This window comes from Paractinoplanes pyxinae (assembly GCF_026626335.1).
In the GTDB taxonomy this organism is placed as follows: Bacteria; Actinomycetota; Actinomycetes; order Mycobacteriales; family Micromonosporaceae; genus Actinoplanes; species Actinoplanes pyxinae.
The window spans coordinates 97364-118807 of the sequence record NZ_JAPNTZ010000014.1 but is presented as its reverse complement, the minus strand read 5'-3'; the positions used below and the strand labels follow the sequence as shown (position 1 = coordinate 118807).

Annotated in this window: 19 protein-coding genes; 12 read left to right on the top strand and 7 right to left on the bottom strand. The window is 69.6% G+C overall.

The features are described from left to right. Nucleotides 1–6: 6 nt before the first annotated feature. The gene (locus tag OWR29_RS34455; protein WP_267567614.1) at nt 7–5448 is read right to left on the bottom strand and encodes an ATP-binding protein; all 5442 of its coding nucleotides are present in this window, start codon (nt 5446–5448) and stop codon (nt 7–9) included. Between the two features lie 137 nt (nt 5449–5585). Here OWR29_RS34455 and OWR29_RS34450 point away from each other — a divergent pair, with 137 nt between their 5' ends. Then, nucleotides 5586–5942, top strand: coding sequence for a response regulator (locus OWR29_RS34450; RefSeq protein WP_267567613.1), 357 nt, complete (start codon nt 5586–5588; stop codon nt 5940–5942). On the opposite strand, the gene OWR29_RS34445 is transcribed toward OWR29_RS34450, so the two are convergent. Beyond that, the gene (locus OWR29_RS34445) at nt 5920–6564 is read right to left on the bottom strand and encodes a response regulator transcription factor (protein WP_267567830.1); all 645 of its coding nucleotides are present in this window, start codon (nt 6562–6564) and stop codon (nt 5920–5922) included. The two genes, OWR29_RS34450 and OWR29_RS34445, sit on opposite strands and share 23 nt — an antisense overlap. Before the next feature lie 99 nt (nt 6565–6663). On the opposite strand from OWR29_RS34445, the gene OWR29_RS34440 reads away from it, so the two are divergent. After that, nucleotides 6664–6930 carry a DUF5999 family protein gene (locus OWR29_RS34440; RefSeq protein ID WP_267567611.1) on the top strand — a complete coding sequence of 89 codons (267 nt, stop codon included), beginning with the start codon at nt 6664–6666 and terminating at the stop codon, nt 6928–6930. Here the strand turns inward: OWR29_RS34440 and OWR29_RS34435 are convergent. Then, complete coding sequence (locus OWR29_RS34435; RefSeq protein ID WP_267567609.1) at nt 6912–7301, bottom strand: winged helix-turn-helix transcriptional regulator; 390 nt, start codon at nt 7299–7301, stop codon at nt 6912–6914. The genes OWR29_RS34440 and OWR29_RS34435 overlap by 19 nt on opposite strands. A 102-nt stretch (nt 7302–7403) precedes the next feature. Here OWR29_RS34435 and OWR29_RS34430 point away from each other — a divergent pair, with 102 nt between their 5' ends. Next, nucleotides 7404–7769: a DoxX family protein gene (locus tag OWR29_RS34430; RefSeq protein ID WP_267567607.1), complete on the top strand. Its 366-nt coding sequence runs from the start codon at nt 7404–7406 to the stop codon at nt 7767–7769. Here the strand turns inward: OWR29_RS34430 and OWR29_RS34425 are convergent. Together OWR29_RS34425 and OWR29_RS34420 are read right to left on the bottom strand one after the other, a co-directional pair. Continuing rightward, the gene (locus OWR29_RS34425; protein ID WP_267567606.1) at nt 7719–9137 is read right to left on the bottom strand and encodes an ATP-binding protein; all 1419 of its coding nucleotides are present in this window, start codon (nt 9135–9137) and stop codon (nt 7719–7721) included. The genes OWR29_RS34430 and OWR29_RS34425 overlap by 51 nt on opposite strands. A gap of 9 nt (nt 9138–9146) precedes the next feature. Continuing rightward, nucleotides 9147–9968, bottom strand: coding sequence for a DeoR/GlpR family DNA-binding transcription regulator (locus tag OWR29_RS34420; protein ID WP_267567605.1), 822 nt, complete (start codon nt 9966–9968; stop codon nt 9147–9149). A 108-nt stretch (nt 9969–10076) separates the two neighbouring features. Here OWR29_RS34420 and OWR29_RS34415 point away from each other — a divergent pair, with 108 nt between their 5' ends. The 6 genes from OWR29_RS34415 (at nt 10077) to OWR29_RS34390 (ending at nt 16145) form a co-directional block, all read left to right on the top strand. Then, on the top strand, nt 10077–11369 hold the full coding sequence (locus OWR29_RS34415) for an alpha-glucosidase/alpha-galactosidase (protein ID WP_267567603.1): 1293 nt from the start codon (nt 10077–10079) through the stop codon (nt 11367–11369). Nucleotides 11370–11505: 136 nt separating this feature from the next. Beyond that, nucleotides 11506–12384, top strand: a complete 879-nt coding sequence (locus OWR29_RS34410) for an SIS domain-containing protein (RefSeq protein WP_267567601.1) — start codon at nt 11506–11508, stop codon at nt 12382–12384. A gap of 94 nt (nt 12385–12478) precedes the next feature. Next, nucleotides 12479–13783, top strand: a complete 1305-nt coding sequence (locus tag OWR29_RS34405; RefSeq protein ID WP_267567600.1) for an ABC transporter substrate-binding protein — start codon at nt 12479–12481, stop codon at nt 13781–13783. Then, nucleotides 13783–14715: a carbohydrate ABC transporter permease gene (locus OWR29_RS34400; protein WP_267567599.1), complete on the top strand. Its 933-nt coding sequence runs from the start codon at nt 13783–13785 to the stop codon at nt 14713–14715. Before OWR29_RS34405 ends, OWR29_RS34400 begins: the two co-directional genes overlap by 1 nt. Further along, nucleotides 14715–15536: a carbohydrate ABC transporter permease gene (locus OWR29_RS34395; protein ID WP_267567597.1), complete on the top strand. Its 822-nt coding sequence runs from the start codon at nt 14715–14717 to the stop codon at nt 15534–15536. Before OWR29_RS34400 ends, OWR29_RS34395 begins: the two co-directional genes overlap by 1 nt. A 60-nt stretch (nt 15537–15596) precedes the next feature. Next, entirely contained in the window at nt 15597–16145 is a 549-nt protein-coding gene (locus tag OWR29_RS34390) for a DUF6518 family protein (RefSeq protein WP_267567596.1), read from the top strand. Between the two features lie 39 nt (nt 16146–16184). On the opposite strand, the gene OWR29_RS34385 is transcribed toward OWR29_RS34390, so the two are convergent. Together OWR29_RS34385 and OWR29_RS34380 are read right to left on the bottom strand one after the other, a co-directional pair. Then, nucleotides 16185–16919, bottom strand: coding sequence for a hypothetical protein (locus OWR29_RS34385; protein WP_267567595.1), 735 nt, complete (start codon nt 16917–16919; stop codon nt 16185–16187). A 133-nt stretch (nt 16920–17052) separates the two neighbouring features. Further along, nucleotides 17053–17958, bottom strand: coding sequence for a carbohydrate kinase family protein (locus tag OWR29_RS34380; protein WP_267567593.1), 906 nt, complete (start codon nt 17956–17958; stop codon nt 17053–17055). Between the two features lie 200 nt (nt 17959–18158). Between OWR29_RS34380 and OWR29_RS34375 the strand changes: the two genes are divergently transcribed. The 3 genes from OWR29_RS34375 (at nt 18159) to OWR29_RS34365 (ending at nt 21444) form a co-directional block, all read left to right on the top strand. After that, entirely contained in the window at nt 18159–19469 is a 1311-nt protein-coding gene (locus OWR29_RS34375) for a 1-phosphofructokinase family hexose kinase (protein WP_267567592.1), read from the top strand. Next, the gene (locus OWR29_RS34370; protein ID WP_267567591.1) at nt 19463–20308 is read left to right on the top strand and encodes a class II fructose-bisphosphate aldolase; all 846 of its coding nucleotides are present in this window, start codon (nt 19463–19465) and stop codon (nt 20306–20308) included. The genes OWR29_RS34375 and OWR29_RS34370 overlap by 7 nt, the downstream gene beginning before the upstream one ends. A 149-nt stretch (nt 20309–20457) precedes the next feature. Further along, nucleotides 20458–21444, top strand: a complete 987-nt coding sequence (locus OWR29_RS34365; protein WP_267567590.1) for a LacI family DNA-binding transcriptional regulator — start codon at nt 20458–20460, stop codon at nt 21442–21444.

Genomic DNA, 21444 nt, shown 5'->3' with positions numbered 1-21444 from the left:
CGGGGCTCAGCCCTGGCGGCGCAGGGCGCTGTCGATGGCCTCGATGATGCGCGGGCGCATCTCGGCCGCCTTGATGACGGCGTCGACCGAGCCGACCTCGACCGCCCGCTGGATGCTGTGGACCCGGTCGAACTCGGTGGCCACCTCACCCAGCTTCTCGGTGCGGACAGCGTTGCGGAGTTCCTCCAGCTCGGCGGCCAGCGCGCCCCGCTCGGCGCCGGTGACGGCGGCCAGGCGAGCCTCCGCCTCCTTCACGCGCGAATCGGCGGCCGTGCGGCGGTTGACGTCGCCGGTGAAGACGACAGCCGCGGCGGGGGCGCCGCCCAGCACCGAGGCGAACGAGCCCTCGAGCGCCAGCACGGTCATGTTCGGGTTCAGCATCTTCGAGAAGACGACGAACGCGCCACCGTGGTAGCGGGAGATCACGGTGAAGATGATCGGGCCGCGGAAGTTGACGATGGCCCGGCCGATCTCGGCGCCGTACTCCAGCTGCAGCTTGCGCATCGACTCGGGCGAGCCGTCGAAGCCCGACAGGTTGGCCAGCACGACGAGCGGGCGGTTGCCCGACGCCGCGTTGATCGCGCGCGCCGCCTTCTTCGACGAGCGCGGGAACAGAGTGCCCGCCGTGTAGGTGTCGGGGCCGTCGGTGGGCGGGAAGCCGCGCCGCGGAACCGACTGCGACTCGATGCCGAGCAGGCAAACCGGGATGCCGCCGAGGTGCACGTCCTGCACCACGGCCGTCTCGGCGTCGGCCATGCCCGCCCAGCGCTCCAGCACCGCGTGGTCCTGGTCGGCCAGCGCGCGCATCACCACGCGGATGTCGAACGGCTTCTTGCGGTCCGGGTTGGCCGACGCCGAGAAGATCTGCCCGACCGTGGTGAAGTCGCTGCCCGGCACGTCGTGCGGGAAGTCGGAGATGTCACGGTCGGCCGGGTCGGTGGTGACGGCCCGGCGCGGCGAGGTCTCCCCCGGTACGACGTACGTGTGGTCGTAGTGCGCCATCAGCACGTCGCGGGCCGCCGCCAGGTTGGGCGCCCAGTACTGCGCCTGACCGTTGGGGCCCATCACCCGGTCGTAGCCGCCGATGCCGAAGTTGTCCTCGGCCGACACGCCGCCCGAGAAGTCGAGCGACTGCTTGCCGGTCAGCACCATGGCCGAGTCCGGCGTCATGATCAGCACGCCCTTGGTGTGCATGAGCATGGTCGCCTCGGCGTTCCAGTACGGCTGGGCGCCGACGTTGATGCCGGCCACCACGATGTTGATCTCGCCGCCGGCCTGGGTGAACTCGACGATCCGCTTGAGCGCGGCCGCGACCCAGTCCATGTTCTCGGTGCCCGACTCCATCGAGATCCGGGCGCCGGCCGAGAGCGCGTACCACTCCAGCGGCACACCCATCGACGAGGCCAGGTCGAGCGCGGCGATGACGCGGCGGCACTCGGGCTCCGAGAGAGCGCCCAGCGCCTTCGTCGGGTCGCCCAGCAGCACAACCCGCTGGATCCCCTCCGGGTGCCGCGACGTGACCGTGGTGACCACACCGGCGACCAGCGCCGCCGTGTTGCGTCCCTTGGGCCGGTCGACCGGCACCAGCGCGTTCGAGGCGTCCAGATCGTGCTCGACGAACGAACCGAGCAGCCCCGTCAACTCGTACGGGTAAACGGTGTTGCGCGCCGCGGCCCGCAGGACCTTCAGGCGGTAGTTGTCGAGCGGCTCGACCGGCTCCTCGGACGGCTCGCCGACGGTCAGCACCGGGGCGCCCGTGGCGTCGTTCGAGATGCGGACGGCCACCTTGGCCAGCGTGCCCGTCGCCGGGTCGCGGTAGCGGCCGATGAACATGATCTCTTCGAGGCCCGCGCCCACGCTGGTCGGCAGGATGCGGCGGGCGATCATCTCCATCTCGTCGCGGGTGATCGAGATCGGCGGCCACACGTAGATGACGATCCGGTTGGTGCTGAACCGCTTGTCCGACGGCCGCTGGGACTGCGCCCGGCGGATCGAGTCGAGGCAGGTCGCGATCGTCTCCTCGGCCGTCGGCAGGGCGACCAGGCGGCCGTCGTGCTCGCGCAGCTCGGTCAGGTCACGCACCTGCGCGAACGCCACGAGCCGGTCGTCGCCCGGGTTCTCGCGGGCGACGCAGCGGAAGAGGTAGATCTCCTCGTCCGACGACGGCAGGCGGGTCAGGTCGAACTTGCGGAGCCGTTCGAGCTGCATGCGCTGCGCGATGTACGGGTGCAGGCCGCGGATCAGCCTTTCCTCGGTCATGCCGGTGCTCGACGGCCGCCACGTGAAGTGGTGGTGCATGACGGCCCCGCCGCGCCCGGCGACCGTGGTGGTGAGCCGGCGTACCTGCGAGGGCAGGGCGTGAGCGCTGACGACCTCGTGCAGCCGCGCGGCCATCGCGTCGGGATCGGCCGGCTGGCCCTCCCACGAGAGGTAGATGTCGGCGTCGATCGGCGCGTCGCCGGCCAGCTCGGCCAGCCCGTCGAGCGCGGCGCCCAGCTGGTCGAACGGCACGGCGGCGGAGACGATCCACGAGCCTTCCCGCTCGGCGACGACGAACGTGCCCGAGGTACGCAGGTCGGTGAGCCCCTTGTTGCCGTAGTACCGGCGGGTCAGCACCTCGAGCATGACCGAGTTGTCGAGGTCGTGCCGCACAAGACGCTGGCCCAGCAGACGCACCAGCGGCTCGGTGCTGCGGACCATCTCGGCGATGCGCTCGGCACGGTCCGGCGCGGCCGGGTCGGCGTCGAGCAGGCGCAGGCTCTTGCGGACGCCGGCGTAGACCCGGGCCCGGTTGCGCAGCAGCAAGGGCTGGCCGAACCACGAGAACACGACGCCGCGGGCCAGGTCGGCCAGGGCCGGGTAGCGGATCTGGGTGGCCGCGATCAGCCTCTCCAGGGCCAGACCGGACGGCTCGCGCAGCGTCTCCTCCGGCGGGGAGGCGGTGAGCCACGCCCGCAGCAGGGCCGCGATCGTCGAGGCGTCGGCCGCGGCGCGCTGCTGAGCCAGGAAGATCCGGAAGACGGCGGCCTCGAGCTCGGGCGTGCGCTCCAGCTCCTTGACGCCGTAGTGGCCGAGCGCCTTGGCCAGGCGGGCCTGGAACGACTCGGGCAGGCCGGCCCGCTCGACGTCGAGGCTCTGCAGGTACGTGTGGAAGTACTCCCGCGCGCTGCGAACGTGCGTGTCCGACGTCTCCTCGCCGGCCGGGCGGTTGCGGCTCAGCTCGGCCAGGTCGGCGAAGACCTCGATCAGCTCCACCTCGCCGGCCAGCGGACGGTGGCCGGTCTCGGACGCAGCGGCCAGGTAGTCGGCGAGCACGCGGCGCTCGTCCAGCGGGTCGGCGTCGAACCCGAGCAGCTGGCTGCGCAGATCCTCCTGACCGCGGGCGGCGCGCCGGGCGGCCGACGCCTCGGCCGGAGCGGCGGGCAGGTCGAGCTCGACGTGCTCCGAGGCCGCGTCCTGCTCGGCCTCGGCGTCGCCGATCGGCTCGAGGCGCAGCAGCGGCGCCCCCGAGTCGACCTTGGCGCCGACGGTGACCAGGCATTCCTTGAGGCGGGCCTTGAACGGGGCCCGGATCACGGCCTCCATCTTCATCGCCTCGAGCACGAGCACGGGCGCGCCCGCCTCGACCTCGGCCCCCACCTCGAGCGGGGTGGCGATGACCAGCGCGGGCATGGGCGAGCGGAGCACGCCACCCTCGTCGCGGCTGACCCGGTGGGTGACGCCGTCGACCTCGACCAGGTGGATGGCGCCGTGCGCGCCGGTGAGGATCTTGTGGCGCTCGCCGTTCACCGTGATGCGGCCGGCGTGCTGGTCGAAGCGCTCCAGCTCGACGTCGGCCAGGCGCACGTCGTGGCCGGCCTCGATGCCGACGCGGAACCGGCGGGCCCCGACCCGGGCCACGCGCACCCGGTAGGTGGCGCCGCGCAGCTTGAGGTCGAGGGGTCGGCCGCTCTCGTGGCGCACCTGCGGGCGGCCACCGAACGCGGTCGACAGCAGGCGCTGCTTCTCGGTGAGCTCTTCCTCCTCGTACGCCTCGATGGCGGCCACGGCCAGCGCGACGGCCGAGTGCTTGTGCGAGACGAGGCGGCCCTCACCGCGTACGCGGTCGATCCAGCCCGTGTCAGCCGAGCCGTCGATGACCTCGGGCTGGTCGAGCAGGTCGAGCACGAAGCTCTTGTTCGTGGCGCCGCCCTCGATGACCACGGTCGTCTCGGCCATCGCCCGGCGCAGGCGGCCCAGGGCCTCGTCCCGGTCCTTCCCGTACGCGATGACCTTGGCGATCATCGAGTCGAAGTCGCCCGGGATGGTGTCGCCCTCGCTGACACCGGTGTCGACGCGGATGCCCGGGCCCGCCGGCAAGTCGAGCCGCGCGATGCGGCCCGGCGACGGAGCGAAGTCGCGGTCCGGGTCCTCGGCGTTGAGCCGGGCCTCGACGGCGTGCCCGCGCTCGGCCGGCGGCGTCCCGGTCAGGCGACCGCCCGAGGCGACGTGCAGCTGGGCCTTGACCAGGTCGAACCCGGTCGTCGACTCGGTGATCGGGTGTTCCACCTGCAGGCGGGTGTTGACCTCGAGGAAGGCCAGCAGGTCGTCGCCGGGGTGGTAGAGGAACTCGACAGTGGCCGCGCCGCGGTAACCCACCCGGACGGCCAGCCGCTCGGCCGACGTCTTCAGCTCGAGAACCCGTTCGGCCGGCAGCACCGGCGACGCCGACTCCTCGATGACCTTCTGGTTGCGGCGCTGCACCGAGCAGTCGCGCACGCCGAGCGCCCACGCCGTGCCCTCACCGTCGGCGATGACCTGCACCTCGACGTGGCGGGCGCCGGTGACCAGGCGCTCCAGGAAGACGATGCCGCTGCCGAAGGCACGGGCCGCCTCCTGGCTGGTCCGCTCGTAGGCGTCGGCCAGCTGGTCGGGGTCGCGCACGACGCGAATGCCGCGGCCGCCACCGCCGGCCGTGGCCTTGAGCATCAGCGGATAGCCGATGGTCTCGGCGGCGGCCAGCGCGGCCTCCAGGGTCTCGACCGAGCCGCGGCTCCACGGCGCGACGGGGACGCCGACCTCCTCGGCGATCAGCTTGGCGCCGATCTTGTCGCCCAGCTTGCGCATGGCGTCCGGGCTGGGGCCGACGAAGGCGATCCCGATCCGCTCGCACAGCTCGGCGAAGGCCGGGTCCTCGGCCACGAAGCCCCAGCCGACCCAGGCCGCGTCGGCGCCCGTGTCGATCAGCGCCCGCTCGAGCGCCTTGAGGTCGAGGTACGGCCGGGAGGCGGCCGGACCCAGGTCGTACGCGATGTCGGCCTCGCGGACGAAGGTGGACCCGCGATCGACGTCGGTGAACAGCGCCACCGTCTCGATCGGGGCTCCGGTCTCCGCGGCCAGCTCACGGACGGCGTGGATGAGACGCATGGCGGCTTCACCACGGTTGACGATGGCGATACGACTGAACACTCGAACGAGTCCCTACCTCTGCCTGAAGCTTCGACAGGAGACTACAGAAGTGCCGCCGCGGGGGGTACGGCGTTCGGCTCCGGGTACTACCGCTAGCAGGAATGTGCCCCCGCAAACGACCTGGAAGCCTGGGAGTCGTGACATTGCGTTGCCTGCTCGTTGACGACAACGACCACTTCCTCGCCGCCGCTCGTGACCTGCTGGAGCGCGAGGGACTGGTCGTCGCCGGCATCGCCTCCGACATCGCCGGCGCCCTCGGGCGGGCCGGTGAGCTCGGTCCCGACGTCGCGCTGGTCGACATCAACCTGGGCGGCGAGAGCGGCTTCGAACTGGCCCGGCAGCTCTCCCCCACCCCTGTGATCATGATCTCCACGCACAGCGGGGACGACTACGAGGATCTGATCGAGGACTCGCCGGCCATCGGCTTCCTCAGCAAGATCGAGCTGTCCGGTTCGGCCGTACGGAGATTGGTCAGCGCGCTTCCAGGAAGGTGAGCACCGCCAGCACCCGGCGGTGGTGGTCGTCGGTCTCGGGCAGGTTCAGTTTGCTGAGCACACTGCGCACATGCTTCTCGACGGTGCCCTCGGTGATCCACAGCCGGCGGGCGATGCCGGAGTTGGACTGGCCCTCGGCCATCTGGGCCAGCACCTCACGCTCGCGGGAGCTGAGCGCGGCCAGGGGGTCGTCGCGGCGGCGGGCGCTCACCAGCTCGGAGACCAGGCCGGGGTCGATGACCGAGCCGCCGCCGGCGATCCGCTCGACCGCGGCCAGGAACTCGGTCACATCGGTGATGCGGCTCTTGAGCAGGTAACCGATGCGCTGCCCGCTCGCCAGCAGCTCCATCGCCTGGTCGACGTCGGCGTAGGCGGAGAGCACGAGCACGCCGGTGGCGGGCAGCTCGGCCCGGATCTGCTGGGCCGCCTGCAGACCCTCGGTGGTGTGGGTGGGCGGCATCCGCACGTCGACGATCACAAGGTCGGGCTTGGTCGCCCGGGCCAGCTTCATCAGCTCGGTGGCCTCGCCGGCCTGGCCGAGCACCTCGAGGCCCTCCCGGGCGAGCAGGCTGGCGATCCCCTCGCGCAGCAGCACGTCATCCTCGGCCAGTACGACCCGCAGCCCCGTCATGGCAGAGATTATGCGGCTACCGGCTAGCCGGTATCGAGGAGTGGGGCTGGCCTCGATGTGTGATCCTCGCCTTTTCACGAGTCTGTTCGTATGTGCGATCACACCCCCGAGTGCCCGGCGATCGACCAGCCGGGGTGGGACACCGCAGCGATGCTCGTTCACCACGAGGACCTGGGCTGGCGCATGTTGTGCAACGGCGCGATCGTCATGGACGCGGCCGTGCAACCTGTCGTGCCGCCGGTCGTGACACCCGTGCCCGCCGCTACGCCACTGCCTGCGCGTCCGGTGCGCGCTCGAACGCGTACGCGCAAGGCCGCACCCGCGCGCAAGCGGACCGCTCAGCCGATCGCCGCCTGAGACCTCTTCTCGTACGCGGCCCGGCTCGCCTCGATGTGCGGCACGTGCTGCAAGGCCCAGCCGGCCAGGGCGAGCGCGGGTGGCAGCAGGCTCTTGCCCGTCGGGGTGAGCTCGTACTCGACGCGCGGCGGAACCTCGGCGTGAACGGTCCGATCGACCAGGCCGTCGCGTTCGAGGTTGCGCAGGGTCAGGGTGAGCATCCGCTGCGAGATGCCGGGGATCTGGTGCTGCAGATCGGTGAAGCGCACGCGGCTCTGATCTAGCGTCGCGACGATCAGAAGCGTCCATTTGTTGCAGATCTGATCGAGGATCGCGCGCAGCGTCTTGCCGCCGTCGCCCCGGATCATGCACGTGTGCTCGTAGTCGGACACGACAACTCCTTGTGCCTCAGGCACATGAATGTGCCTTTTGTAAGCCCCGCATGAGTACCGCATGATGTGGCTACTTACCAACAGTAACCATTGGGGCTGAGCATGGAGATCGCGTACTGGATCGTCGCCGGGCTGCTGGCCTTCTTCTACCTTTACTCAGGCGCGATCAAGGCCCTGCGCAGTCGCGAGCAACTGCGGCCGATGATGGGCTGGGTCGATAGCATGCCCATGGCGCTGGTGCGAACCATCGGCGTGCTCGAGGTGCTGGGCGCGATCGGGCTGATCCTGCCTCCGCTGACCGATATCGCGCCCGCGCTGGCCCTGGCCGCGGCCATCGGACTGGTGCTCGTTCAGGTCGGCGGCATCGTCGTGCATCTGCGGCGCGGCGAGACCAAGGTGATCGGTCTCAACATCGCGCTACTGGTGCTCGCCGCCGTTGCCGCCTGGCTGGCCACCGTCTGGCTCTAGCGGAATCCGCGCGGTGACGGTGGTGCCGGCGCCGGGCGGGCTGGTCACGTCGAGGGTGCCGCCGAGCGCTTCGGTGCGGTCCTTGAGGCCCAGCAACCCGGTGCCGCCCGCGAAGTCGGCGCCGCCCGAACCGTCGTCGTGCACGCACAGGTGCAGGCAGTTGTCCGCCTCGCTCACCTCGATCCGCACGACAGTGGCGCCGGAGTGCTTGACGGCGTTCGTGAGCACTTCCGAAGCGACGTAGTAGGCGCCGACCTCGACCGGTTGCGGCAGACGGCCGTTCAGGCGGACGTCGACCTCGACCGGCAGTGGCGAGCGACGGGCCAGCGCGCGAAGCGCCGGGCGCAGGCCCGAGTCGGAGAGCACGGCGGGGTGGATGCCGCGCGACAGCTCACGCAACTCGTCGATGACCGTCATGAGGTCGGCGCCGATCTCGGCCACGTCGCCCGGGTCGTCGTCGTGCGCGGCCGTCCGCAGGCGCAGGGCGAGTGCGACGAGCCGTTGCTGAGCGCCGTCGTGCAGGTCCCGCTCGATCCGGCGGCGGGCCTCGTCGGCGGCGGCCACGATGCGCGCGCGAGAACTGATCAGTTCCGCGCGACTCTGAGCGTCGGCGACGGCGGTGGCGACCAGTTCGGTGTATTCGCTCATGCGTGCTTCGGTGTCGTCCGGAAGCTGCGATTCGGCCGAGCCGACCGCGAACATGCCCCATAACCGCCCGTTGACGACAACCGGCACCCCGGCTGCGGTGTCGTCGAGGCGCAAAGCCCGGCCGTTTTCACGCACATGCCGGATGAGCTCGGGCCGGACGGCCGGAGCGGGCAGACCGGCGCAGGCCAATTCTGTCGTCGAGCCGTCGAGCTCGTACCGGACCAGGGTTGCTGTATCGCTGCCCAGGTGCGCACGGACCTCGCGGGTCACCGCCTCGAACACCCGCTGCGGCGCCTCGCCCTGGGCGATGAGCAACGCGAGCCGGCGCAGCGACTCCTGCACCTCGGCCATGTCGCCGCGCGCCCGTTCGGCCGCGATCGCCCGGCGACTGGTCACCGTGGCCACCGTGCCGACGATCACGGCCATGCCGAGGAACGTGGCCAGCAGCGTGTACGCGGCCTCGGAGAGCTCCCGCAGCGGCGGCAGGAAGAACCAGTCGTACGCCAAGATCGCGGCCGTGCCGATCGGCAGCGCGTAGAGGATGCCGAGAGCGCGCGCCAGCAACAGCACCACGACGAGCAGAACGATCGCGAACGGGATCGGATGGATGTGGTCGCGCGCGAACGTGCACACCACATGAGCGATCGCGAACGACGCCACACCGGCGATCGCCGCCAGCGCGACCTGCAGCGGAAGAGGGATTCGCGTACGGGAGAGCACGCGCTGAGGTTACCGGCGGAGCGCGCCGTTTTCTGAGGCGCCGATCACCTCGACGCCGTCGCCGGTCGCGACAAGCACCTCGATGCCGGCGTCGCGGATGGCCTCGACCTCACGGGTGTCGGCGCTGACGTCGGTGACCAGCACGGTCACGTCGCTCACCTTGCCGATGCCGGCCAGGCACACCTTGCCCACCTTGGAGCCGTCGGCGACCACGATCACCTTGTCGGCCCGGCGGATCATCGTGGCGTTGGTGTTCGCCTCGATCTCGTCGTGGGTGGTCAGCCCGCCGCGGGCGCTGATGCCGTCGACGCCCACGACCGCGACCTCCATGTTGAGCCCTTGCAGGGCGTTGTCGGCGATGGGCCCGACCATCTCGTACGACTGGGAGCGGGAGACGCCGCCGGTGGAGATCAGCTTGATGCGGGGCCGCGTGACCAGGTCGGTTGCAATGTTCAGAGCGTTCGTGACCACGGTGAGGTCGACCCGGTCGGCGAGCAGGCGGGCGAGCAGGTGGGTGGTCGTGCCCCCGGTGAGGCCGAGGGTCAGCGGCCCCTTGGGGAGCATCGACGCGACCACGCGGGCGATGATGGCCTTCTCGCCCGGGTGCTGGCCGGCCCGGTAGCGAACCGGCACCTCGAGGGGCGATTCCCGGACGACCGCGCCGCCGTGGGTGCGCGAGACCAGGCGCTGGTCCTCCAGCATCTGCAAGTCACGCCGGATGGTCGCGGGAGAGACGGCGAACTCCTCGGCGAGCTCACCCGCGTCGACCGAGCCGTGTTCGTTGACGCGCTCGAGGATGGTGGAGACGCGCTCGGCGCGGCGCAACGACATGGTCACTCCCGGGATCGAATTGATCAAACGCGCAGCCAAAATAGTTCGTTTCTTGTCGAAGCGCCAAGTTCTCTTGTGCGAATGTGAGCGACGACCAAGAATCCGCCCATGACGGTGATCGCTTTTCTGGGCGCCGGCAGCGTCGTCTTCACCCGCGAGCTGCTGGCCGACATCCTGTCCTTCGACGAGCTGCGCGACGTCACGCTGGCCCTGCACGACATCGACCCCGAGCGGCTCGAGACGGCCGAACTGATCGCCCGGCGCACCGCCGATCAGCTTGGCGCGAGCCCGACGATCACGGCCAGCCTCGAACGCCGCGCGGTGCTGGGCGACGCGGACTTCGTGATCAACTCCATTCAGGTGGGAATGTACGAAGCGACCGTCCGCGACTTCGAGATCCCGGCCAAGTACGGGCTTCGGCAGACCATCGGCGACACGCTCGGCGTCGGCGGCATCTTCCGCGCGTTGCGCACGTTTCCCGTTCTCGACGGGATCGCGGCCGACATGCTCGAACTGTGCCCCGACGCCTGGCTGCTGAACTACACCAACCCGATGGCCATGAACGTCGCGTACCTGAGCGCGATTGCGCCGGCGCTGAGAACGGCGGGACTTTGCCACTCGGTTTTTTGGACGGTGCATGATCTGGCCGACCTCCTGGGAGTGCCGCTGGACGAAGTGGATTACACCGGCGCGGGCGTCAACCACCAGGCGTGGTTGCTGCGCTTCGAGCACCGGGGCGAGCCACTGTATCCGCGGCTCGACGCTCTGCTGGCCGGTAATCCACAGCTGCGCCGGCGAGTGCGGATGGATATGTACCAACGGCTCGGTTATTTCCCGACCGAGACAAGTGAGCACTCGTCGGAGTACGTGCCGTGGTATCTGCACAGCGACGAGGAGATCGAGCGACTGCGCATCCCGGTAGGCGACTATTTGCGGATCAGTGCGGACAATGTGGCCGACTATCACGCGACTCGGCGGGCCCTGCTGGCCGGTGAGCCGCTTGATCTGACCCGCGAGGCGACCGAGTACGCGCCGCAAGTTATCCACAGCATGGTGACGGGTGAGCAGCGTCGCATTCACGCCAACGTCCCCAATCATGGGCTCATCTCGAACCTTCCCGAGGGGTACGCGGTGGAGGTGCCGTGTGTGGTCGACCGCCTGGGCGTGCGTCCCGAACGCGTCGGTGCCCTGCCTCCGCAGTGCGCCGCGCTGAACCGGTCGTTCGTGAACGTCGGGCAGTTGACGGTGCAGGCGGCACTCGACGGCGACCCGCGCCTGGTGCGTCAGGCCGCCATGGTCGACCCCAACACGGCGGCCACCCTGACGATGGACCAGATCTGGGCGCTGTGCGACGAACTGACGGCCGCCCACGGCGATCTGATGCCGCCCGCGCTGCGCTGAGCCAACACCGGCACAGCGCTCTGCGAGACGTCATCGCACCTCGCCGCACCGCCAGACTGAACAAACGCTCAGTCGAAAATGCTCGTTTGATGCTCGGATCTTGTTAAGCGATCAGAAACGAGCATAATCCGCAGACATGAATGTCACCGCCGCTGAGGTTGCCAGTCAGCCGGACGTCTGGAGCCGGGCCCTCGATCTCACGGATCCGGCGCGGCGCGAGTTGGCCGCGCCGGGCGAGCGAATGCTGGTGCTCGGCTGTGGCACCTCGTGGTTCGTCGCGGAAAGCATCGCCGAGCTGCGGGAGAGCGCCGGACTCGGCGAGACTGACGCGCTCTGCGCGTCCGAGTACGTTCCGCGCCGTAGGTACGACCGCGTGGTGGCGGTGACCCGGTCGGGCACTTCGACCGAGGTGCTCGAGGCGCTGCGGCAGGTGCCGGCCGGCACCCGTCGCGTCGCGGTCACCGCGGTCGAGGGCGAACCCGTCGACGACCTGACCGACGCGCGCCTGCTGCTTGATTTCGCCGACGAGCGCAGCGTCGTGCAGACACGCTTCCCGACGTCGGTGCTGGCTCTGGCCCGGGCCGCGTACGGCCAGGAGCTTGCACGAACGATCGAAGACGGCCGCCAAGCCTTGCGCGCCGAACTTCCGGTCGACGCCGCCGGCATCGACCACCTGGTCTTCCTCGGCACTGGCTGGACGGTCGGACTCGCGCACGAGGCGGCGCTCAAAGTACGCGAGGCCGCTCAGGCCTACTCCGAGTCCTACCCCGCCATGGATTTCCGGCACGGTCCGGTGGCTGTGGCCGGTCCGCGCAGTTTGGTCTGGTCGCTCGGCGACGTGCCGGCCGGCCTGGACGACGTGGCCCGCGGCGCGGGGGCCACTCCCTATCGCGATGCTCTCGACCCGCTGGCCCAGCTCATCCTGGTCCAGCGGTTCGCGCTGGCGCTGGCCGCCCACCGCGGCCTCGATCCCGACACCCCTCGATTGCTCACCCGTTCCGTCGTCCTCACCTGATCAGCGACTCCGTTCCGTCGCTCGCATCCGAACCACCACATCGCTTCGTCGTCACCACCTGAACCGCCCATTCCACAAGCGGAGGTGCCACGAGATGACCAAACCCCTTCGACTGCTCGCCGGCGGCGTCGGCGCGGCGCTGCTGCTTTCCGCCTGCATGGGCGGGACGTCCGACGACGGCAAGGACTCGGCCGCCGGCTACGACCCGGCCGCGACCGTCGAACTCACCTGGTGGACCGGCCAGACCGAGGAGGCCGAAAAGGTCGCCGAGGCGCTGGCCGCCGAGTATCACACCGCGCATCCGAACGTCACGATCAAGACCTCACCCGGCGCCCCGACGACCGACGACCTGCTCACCAAGTTGTCGGCCGGATTTGCGGGAGGCAGCTATCCCGACATCTCGTACGCGTACGGCAACTGGGCCGGCGACCTCGGAGCGAGCGGCAAGACGCAGGACCTGACCGCGTACGTCCAGGACCCGTCGTTCAAATGGACGGAGATGCCCGAGGCTGCGCGAACCGTCGCAACCGCCAACGACAAAGTGATCGGCATTCCGGCGCTCGTGGACAACCTGGCGGTCATCTATAACAAGTCGATCTTCGACAAGGCCGGCGTCGCCTACCCCACCGACGAGTGGACGTGGGAGGACTTCCGATCAGCGGCCAAGAAGCTGACCGACCCGGCAACCAAGACGTACGGCACCGCCTACTCCGTCTCGGGCAGCGAGGACACGACCTGGCACCTGTGGCCGTTGCTCTGGCAGAACGGCGGCAAGATCCTCGACGGCACGAAGCCCGCCTTCAACTCCGACGCCGGCGTCACCGCCCTCGAGACGCTGCGGCAGATGGCCGTCGACGACAAGTCGATGTACTTGGACCAGACCGACGAGAAGTACCACCCCTTGTTCAACAGCGGCCGCGTCGCCATGATCATCACCGGCCCGTGGGCGCTGCTCGAGATCAAAGAGGCCAAGCTCTCGTACGGCGTCTCGAACCTGCCTGGAGTGAACGGCGACCACCAGACCGTCTCCGGCCCCGACCTGTGGGTGCTGTTCGACCACAACGACGCCAACCGCGCAGGTGCCGCACGCGACTTCATCAAGTGGCTCACCAGCGCGCAGACGGACGCCAAGTGGAACCTCGCGGTGGGCAACCTGCCGCTGCGCTCGTCGGAGCAGAGCACGCCGGAGTTCGCCGCGTACGTGAAGGAGTACCCGGGCGGGCAGAAGTTCTTCGACAATCTCGCCAACGCCAAGCAGGCCCGGCCGACCGTGCCCGGCTACGAGGTCCTGTCGCGCAACGTCGGTGACGCGATCGCGTCGGTTCTGCAGGGCAAGACATCGTCCAAGGACGCGCTCGACGCGGCGGCCAAGAAATCGGCCGACGCCGTGGTGAACTGATGGCGCTGACGTTCGCGGCGTCGTCGCACGCCGCTGTCCGGAAGGCTTCGCCGCTCGGTCGCGCCGTGCGGCGAAGCCTGACCGGCTGGGCCTTCGCCGGCCCGGCCACCGTCCTGGTCGTGGGGCTGTCGCTGTTCCCGGCGATCTGGGCATTCTTCATCTCGCGAGCCCGGTGGAACGGCATCTCCCCCGGCGTCCCGGTCGGCTGGAGCAACTATCAACGCCTTGCGACCGACCCGGACATGCTCGCGGCGGCCCGGCACACCCTGCTGCTGACCGTTCTGTTCGTTCCGTCGTCGATCATCCTGGGCATCGTGGTCGCGATCGCGCTCAACCAGCGCATCCGACTGATCGGGTTCTATCGAACGTGCATCTTCGTTCCGTACGTGGCGTCGGCCGCCGCCACCGGCATCCTGGCCGGCTTCGTCTTCAACCCTCAATTCGGCGCGGCCAACGACGTGTTGCGCCACCTCGGCATCCCCCAGCAGCAATTCCTAGAGAGCCCCACCCAGGCCCTGTACGTCATCTGCCTGATCGCGCTCTGGGGCGAGGTCGGCTTCTGCACCGTCATCTACCTGGCCGCGCTGCAGGACATCCCGCGCGAACTGGTCGAGGCGGCCACCATGGACGGCGCCTCCCGCTGGCGGGTGTTCCGGCACATCACTCTGCCGGAACTGCGCCCGGTCACCGTGTTCACCGCCGTCTGGCAGACCATCACGGCCGTCCAGCTGTTCGACCTGATCTACACGACCACTCGCGGCGGACCGCTCAACAGCACGCAGACAGTCGTCTACTACATCTATGAGCTGGCGTTTCAGACCCAGCGGCTCGGCTACGGGGCCGCGGCCGCCTATCTGCTCTTCGCGGTCACGCTCATGCTGACCATCGGCATCATCTGGTACAGCCGTCGCCGAGGCTCGGAGGTCTTCTGATGCGTCGCTGGTTGCCGTTCAGCCCCTGGCACCTGCTGCTGATGCCGCTGGCGCTCCTGTTCGTTCTGCCGCTCGTGCAGATGGTGCTCACTTCGTTCATGAGCAGCGCCGAGATCAATCAGTTCCCGCCCAAGTTGCTGCCGACGTCGTTGCATCTCGAGGGCTATCGCGCGTTGCTGACCGAAACGCCGGCGCTGCGCTGGTTCGGGAACACGGTGCTGGTGTCCGCCGTCGCGGTGCTGGCTCACCTGGTGTTGTGCTCGATGGCCGGCTACGGCTTCGCCCGCCTCAAGTTCGCCGGCCGCGGCGTCGCGTTCCTGGTCATCGTGGCTACGGTGATGATCCCGATCCAGCTCCTGATGATCCCGACCTACCTGATGTTCGCCCGCATCGGCATCGTCGACACACTCGCCGCGGCGTTCGTGCCGTGGCTGGCCTCGGCATTCGGCATCTTCCTGATGCGCCAGTTCTTCCTGGCCCTGCCGGTCGAGCTGGAGGAAGCCGCGCGCATCGACGGCTGCGGAACATGGCGCACCTTCCGCAGCATCGTGCTGCCGCTGGCCAAGCCCGCCCTGGCCACGCTGGCCGTCTTCACGCTTCTCTCCAGCTGGAACGACCTGCTCTGGCCGCTGGTCGCCATCTCGGACGACAACCGCTTCACGCTTCAAGTCGGCCTGGCCAACTTCCAAGGCATGCGCCGTACGGAATGGTCCCAGCTCATGGCCGGCAACGTGCTGGCCACGGCGCCGCTCATCCTGGCCTTCCTGTTCGCCCAGCGGAAGTTCATCGCCACCATGACGTTCACCGGCCTCAAGGGCTGAGGAAGGGTTGTTGATCTCCGTACGGCTATAGTGCGCAGCTATGACCGCGGCGTCCACACCATGACGCCTCTTCGCCGGCTGCTGGCCGTTATCGGCGCCGGACTGCTGTTCGGGGTGCTCGCCGCGCTCGTCAAGGGACACCACGACGGCGTCCGCGACACCATCGGCAACCTGAGCACGCCGTGGCTGCTCATCGCGTTCGCCGCCGGATTGCACGTTCGCTCACTTCCGCGCGGCGCAGCGCTCGGATTGGCGGCCACGCTCACCGCCCTGCTCGGTTTCTACGTCGTCGTTGCCGTAACCGCCGACGACGGCCATCTCGCTCACGTGTTGCGCGAGAACCGTCGCTGGTTGTTCTCGGGGCTGCTGAGCGGACCGGTACTCGGCGCCTTCGGGGCCTGGCTGAACCGCCGGGCTGGCGACCTCAGGTTCGCCGTCACTGCAGTTGTCGGCCTGCTGCTAGTGCTCGAGCCCATCGTGATCGTGAGTGCGCGCGTCGTGCCCGGCTGGCGCGAAGTCATCCACTGGCACCTCTCCCCCGGCGTTTACGCAGCCGAAGCAGCACTCGGCCTCTTCATGCTTGTCCTCGCTTGGCGCCGGACCAGGTAGCGGGCCGGTGGCCGGTCAAGATTGCGGGGCGGCTACTGCTCAAGATTGCGGGTTGGATCGAGTGGGCGGAGCGGGGTTCGGCAGCGACGGGCGGCCGGCCACCAGGTCGGCGATGTCCAGACCCCAGCGGCCGAAACGCGCGTCGAAGCCGTCGGCGCGGGCTCGGGCGCGGGCGATCTTCGCCGAGTCGTAGCGGCTGCGGGCCCACTTCGAGTTCGGCCGGGCCAGCCGGATCGCCCCGGCCCAGGCCACCGGCGGCAGGAAGACGCCGAGCACCGCCGTCGAGTACTTGCCTTTGCGCACACAGACGAGCAACGCGCACAAATGCACAACGGCCGACACAACGATCGCAAGGTGGCCGAGCCCGAACCCGCGGTCCGAGGTGAGCGGGTTCAGCCCGAGCGACACGAGCCCGAGCACGCTCAGTGTGAGCGCCACCAATTGCACCGAGAGCTGCCCCTCCGGCGACCAGTACACGTCCTGCAGATGCAGGATCAGCGCGAACTCGTCGAGGATCAACGACGACCCCACCCCGATCAGCACCCCGGCCATCTCGGCCCATGGCCGCCGCCCACCGACGGCCACGGACAGGTACGCGCCGATCAACGTCAGGACGATCCCGGGCACGGCGTGGTGGATGTGCACGCCACCCGCGACGTTGTTGCGGAACGGCCCGACGCCCGCCCGGATCATGCGCGTGATCGTCCGCGTCGCCACGAAGGTGACCAGGAACGACAAGAACAGCAGCAGGAACGGCAACTGCCCGGCGCCCATGCGGCCTCCTCGCGTCCGGCTTCAACCCGCCAGCCGATGAGGCGAATCTTTGTTCGCACCGTACCGAAAGATCGAGGACAGGCCACGTAACGGAAGGCGCGCAGCATCGCGCAACCGAGCGACGTGTTGCGGCTCAGGGCATCAGGTCGGCTCGCGTGGCCTGGGCGGCGGTACCCCCGGCGGCGCGCGTGCTGAGCGAGCCGGCCACTGTGGCCCAGCGCAGCGACTCAGGCAGGTCGTGGCCGCCGAGGCGGCCGGCCAGGAAGCCGGCGTTGAAGCTGTCGCCGGCGCCCGTCGTGTCGACGACGTCGACGGGACGGCCTGGGGCGGCTGCCTCGCCATCGGGCCACCAGGCGCGGGCGCCACGAGCTCCGTCCTTCATCACGACCGTCGTGCCGAGCGCGACCAGTTGGGCGGCGGCCGTGTCCGGGTTCGCGGCACCGGTCACCGCCGACAGCTCAGCGGCGTTGGGCAGGAACACGTCGGTATGCGCGAGGATGTCGTCGAGTGACGCCCATGCTCCTGACGGGTCCCAGTTGGTGTCGAGCGAGGTGGTACGACCCAGGCTGCGGGCACGCTTGAACACTTCGGCCAGTCCACCAGCCAGGCCGGGCTGCAAGTAGAGGGCCGAAACGTGGACATGGCGGGTCGACTGGATCAACGCGTCGGTCACGTCCTGGGGCCGGAGTGCGGCGATCGTGCCGGGCAGCGTGAGCATCGCACGGTCGTCCGGTTCGGACAGGATCACGGTCACGCCGGTGGGCACCCCGCCGGCGGCGTACGGCATCAGACGTACACCCGCGGTCGTGAGCTGATCGCGCACCAGGGCGCCGAAGAAATCGTCGCCGACCGCCGCGAGCAGCGCGGTGCGCAGCCCGAGCGTGGCGCAGCCGACTGCGGTGATCGCGGCGGATCCGCCCAGCACCAGGTCGGCCGCGGTGAGCAGCTGCTCCTCCTGACCGAAGCGAGGCCGGACGTCGCCGCGCAGGAGCAGATCCGGATTGGCTTCGCCGACCACCAGGATGTCGAACTCGGTCATCTCCGCGCCCTAACTGTCCATATGAACACTCCGACGGCACCATACGCGCATGATCGGCTATTGACACCTGCGCGTTCGATCAGTTGGAATCGAGACAACGATCGCCGCCCAGCCGGTATCCAGTCCGGCAGTCCGGTCGCCAGGGCCCGGTTGAACCGAGGGACCCGAGGCGGGGCAGATCCTCCCTCCGGAGCCTGCCCATGATCGTCACTGTCACGTTGAATCCGGCGCTCGATCTCACGTACGGGATCGACGCGCTCGTCCCGCACGGCACCCACCGGGTGGCCAGCGTGGCCGAACGAGCCGGCGGCAAAGGCCTGAACGTCGCCCGCGTGCTGCACACGCTCGGCGAACCCGTCCTGGCCACGGGACTCCTGGGCGGTCCGACCGGCGCACGTGTGTCCGAACTGCTGGCCGCCGAGGGCGTCGCGGCGTCGTTCGTGCCGATCGCCGGCGAGACCCGGCGCACGGTCGCGGTTGTCGATCTGCACGACGCGACCGGCTTCTGGGAACCCGGCCCGACAGTCTCCACGGCCGAGTGGTGCCGCTTCATCGGCCACTTCCAGGATCTGATGCGCACCGCGCGGGTGGTGACGCTGAGCGGTTCGCTTCCACCAGGCCTGCCTTTCGACACGTACGCGGTTCTTGTGCGCATCGCCGCGGCGGCGGGCGTTCCCGCAATTCTCGACACGAGCGGCGAGGCCCTTCGGCACGGCCTCGCCGCCAGCCCCGCCATGGCCAAACCGAACGCGAACGAACTACCCGACCTGCTCGCCGACGCGACTCCGGCCGGCGTTCGCGCATTGACGAGCGGTGCCGTCGTCGTTTCGCGCGGACCAGACGGACTGCAGGCCATCACCCCCGACGCCGTGCACGTATGCGCACCTCGCACGGCTCTACCCGGCAATCCCACCGGCGCCGGCGACGCCTGTGTGGCCGCCTTGGCACGCGGTCTGCGCGACGGCACACCTTGGCCGCCGTTGCTCGCCGATGCCGTAGCGCTTTCGGCCGCCGCAGTGGCCGCTCCCGTAGCCGGCGCCTTCGACACCGTCGTTTACCGCCGCCTCCTGACCGAATTGAGTGCCGACGAGCTCGAACAGCGCGTGTCTGTCGCCGGCGCGAGCGGCAATCAGCCGGAACGGCGCGCTTCGGCCGCCGGCACAAGCGGCAACCAGCCGGAACGGCGCGCTTCCGTCGCCGGCACAAGCAGCAGCCAGCCGGAACAGCACGCTTTCGTCGCCGACACAAGCAGCAGCCAGCCGGAACAGCACGCTTCCGTCGCCGACACAAGCGGCAACCAGCTGGAACGGCGCGATTCCGTCGCCGGCACAAGCGACAACCAGCCGGAACAGCACGCTTCCGTCGTCGGCTCAAGCAGCAGCCAGCTGGAACGGCGCGATTCCGTCGCCGGCACGAGCGCCGATCGGGATCCGGCTCTATCCGGCACAGCCGCGCAACCACGTGCCGTCGCCTCGTCACCCGCCGCCGTCGAAAGGGGTTCGCTGTGCTGACGCCGACCGGTGAGCTGGTGAGCGCCGCCCAGGCCGCGGGGTGCGCCGTCGGGGCGTTCAACGTGATCACCGTCGAGCACGCCGAGGCCATCGTCGCCGGGGCCGAGGAGGCCGGTCGGCCGGTGATCCTGCAGATCAGCGAGAACGCTGTGCGCTTCCACCACGGCCGAGTCGCGCCGATCGCCGCAGCCAGCCGAGCCGTCGCCGCCGCGGTGACCGTGCCCGTGGCCCTGCACCTCGACCACGTCGAATCCGACGAATTGCTCGCCCAGGCTGCCGCTAACGGCTTCGGTTCGGTGATGTACGACGCCTCGAAGTTGCCCTACGAACGGAACGTCGCTGCGACTCGGGCCGCCGCAGAGATGTGCCGCTCGTCCGGGCTATGGCTGGAGAGTGAACTGGGTGAAGTCGGCGGCAAGGACGGCGCTCATGCACCCGGCGCCCGGACCGATCCGGCCGAGGCAGCGGCTTACGTGGCGGCGACCGGTGTCGACGCTTTGGCAGTTGCTGTCGGTTCTTCGCACGCGATGCACGAACGAACAGCACGACTCGACCATGACTTGATCGCTCGACTGCGCGATTCTGTCCAAGTGCCGCTCGTTCTGCACGGTTCGTCGGGCGTGCCGGACGACGAGCTGACGTCCGCCGTCCGGGCCGGCATGGCGAAGATCAACATCGGCACGGCGCTCAACCTAGCCTTCACCGGCGCGGTCCGCACCACGCTGGGCACCCGCCCGGACCTGGTCGATCCGCGCCGCTACCTGGCCCCCGCCCGCGAGGCGATGGCCACGACCGTCGCCCAGGCCCTGCGCCTGCTCGCCGTGCCGGTCCACGGCTGACAACGGGCGATCGGTGATGCCGGCACCCGAAACGGACACGATGGGCGACGCTCGGCGTACGACCAGCTCGTTCGAGGTCGGCCGGAGGCGCCTCCGGGCTGGCTGAAATCTCGATTCGTCGAGCGGGCCGAATTTCCTACACTGGGCCGATGGTGCAGAGGAGACCCACGCTGGCCGACGTCGCCGGGAAAGCCGGCGTGTCGAAAGCCGCCGTCTCCCGCGTGATCAACGACGCCCCGGGCGTCTCGGCCCAGACCCGTGAGCACGTGCGCGGCGTGATCGCCGAGCTGGGTTACCGGCCCGATCCGGTCGCCCGCGCGCTCGCCTCCGGGCACGGGGACGTCGTCGAGCTGGTGATCGTCGACGACACGTCCGTCTTCGGCACCAGCCCCTACTACGGGCGGGTCACCGCCGGCATCCTGCAGGAGCTGGCCGGCAGCAATGCGCAACTTCGCGTGCACGTCGTCGACGAGCTGAGCACGGCCGCGCTGCTGAACCGGATCGCCGCGTCGGTCAGCCTCGGTGTGCTGCTGGTCAACGTACCGACCGCACTTGCCTCTGACTTTTATCGCCGCTGCGATCGGGTGGTGACGATCGGCCCGACGGTGCCGGGTCTGCCCTTTGTCGGCCTCGAGAACCCTGAGGGCGCGTACGCCGCGGTCAAGCACTTGCACGAAACCGGCCGCCGCCGCATCGCCGCCCTGCATGGTCCGGAAGGCAACTCATGCGCCGAGGGCCGCCGCGAGGGGTACCGACGCGCCGTCCGCGACTTCGGGTTGCCCGAGATCTCCGCGACCGGCAAGTTCCGGCGTGAGGCTGGCTACGAGCTCACCCAGCGTCTGCTGGCCGAGGAGCCGAAGATCGACGCCATCTTCGCCGGCTGCGACCTGCTCGCGACCGGCGCCATGCAGGCCCTGGGCAACGCCGGCCGCCGCATTCCGGATGACGTGGCCGTGGTCGGCTTCGACGACAGCGTCATTGCCGAGTGCGCCAACCCGCCCATGTCGTCGGTCCACCAGCCGGTCGAGCAGATGGCTGCCGCGGCCACCCGGGCCCTGATCAACCGCCAGATCGCCCCGCACTGGCGCGTCGTCTTCCCGGCCCACCTGCAGATCCGCCAGAGCACGGCGGCCTGA

Bases quoted from the DNA above. Each gene is read 5' to 3' on its own strand.
- OWR29_RS34390 (WP_267567596.1), top strand. From the start codon at position 15,597: ATGACGCCTCTTCGCCGGCTGCTGGCCGTTATCGGCGCCGGACTGCTG.
- OWR29_RS34375 (WP_267567592.1), top strand. From the start codon at position 18,159: ATGATCGTCACTGTCACGTTGAATCCGGCGCTCGATCTCACGTACGGG.
- OWR29_RS34365 (WP_267567590.1), top strand. From the start codon at position 20,458: ATGGTGCAGAGGAGACCCACGCTGGCCGACGTCGCCGGGAAAGCCGGC.
- OWR29_RS34410 (WP_267567601.1), top strand. From the start codon at position 11,506: ATGAATGTCACCGCCGCTGAGGTTGCCAGTCAGCCGGACGTCTGGAGC.
- OWR29_RS34405 (WP_267567600.1), top strand. From the start codon at position 12,479: ATGACCAAACCCCTTCGACTGCTCGCCGGCGGCGTCGGCGCGGCGCTG.
- OWR29_RS34430 (WP_267567607.1), top strand. From the start codon at position 7,404: ATGGAGATCGCGTACTGGATCGTCGCCGGGCTGCTGGCCTTCTTCTAC.
- OWR29_RS34380 (WP_267567593.1), bottom strand. From the start codon at position 17,958: ATGACCGAGTTCGACATCCTGGTGGTCGGCGAAGCCAATCCGGATCTG.
- OWR29_RS34400 (WP_267567599.1), top strand. From the start codon at position 13,783: ATGGCGCTGACGTTCGCGGCGTCGTCGCACGCCGCTGTCCGGAAGGCT.
- OWR29_RS34420 (WP_267567605.1), bottom strand. From the start codon at position 9,968: ATGTCGTTGCGCCGCGCCGAGCGCGTCTCCACCATCCTCGAGCGCGTC.
- OWR29_RS34395 (WP_267567597.1), top strand. From the start codon at position 14,715: ATGCGTCGCTGGTTGCCGTTCAGCCCCTGGCACCTGCTGCTGATGCCG.
- OWR29_RS34415 (WP_267567603.1), top strand. From the start codon at position 10,077: ATGACGGTGATCGCTTTTCTGGGCGCCGGCAGCGTCGTCTTCACCCGC.
- OWR29_RS34385 (WP_267567595.1), bottom strand. From the start codon at position 16,919: ATGGGCGCCGGGCAGTTGCCGTTCCTGCTGCTGTTCTTGTCGTTCCTG.
- OWR29_RS34440 (WP_267567611.1), top strand. From the start codon at position 6,664: ATGTGCGATCACACCCCCGAGTGCCCGGCGATCGACCAGCCGGGGTGG.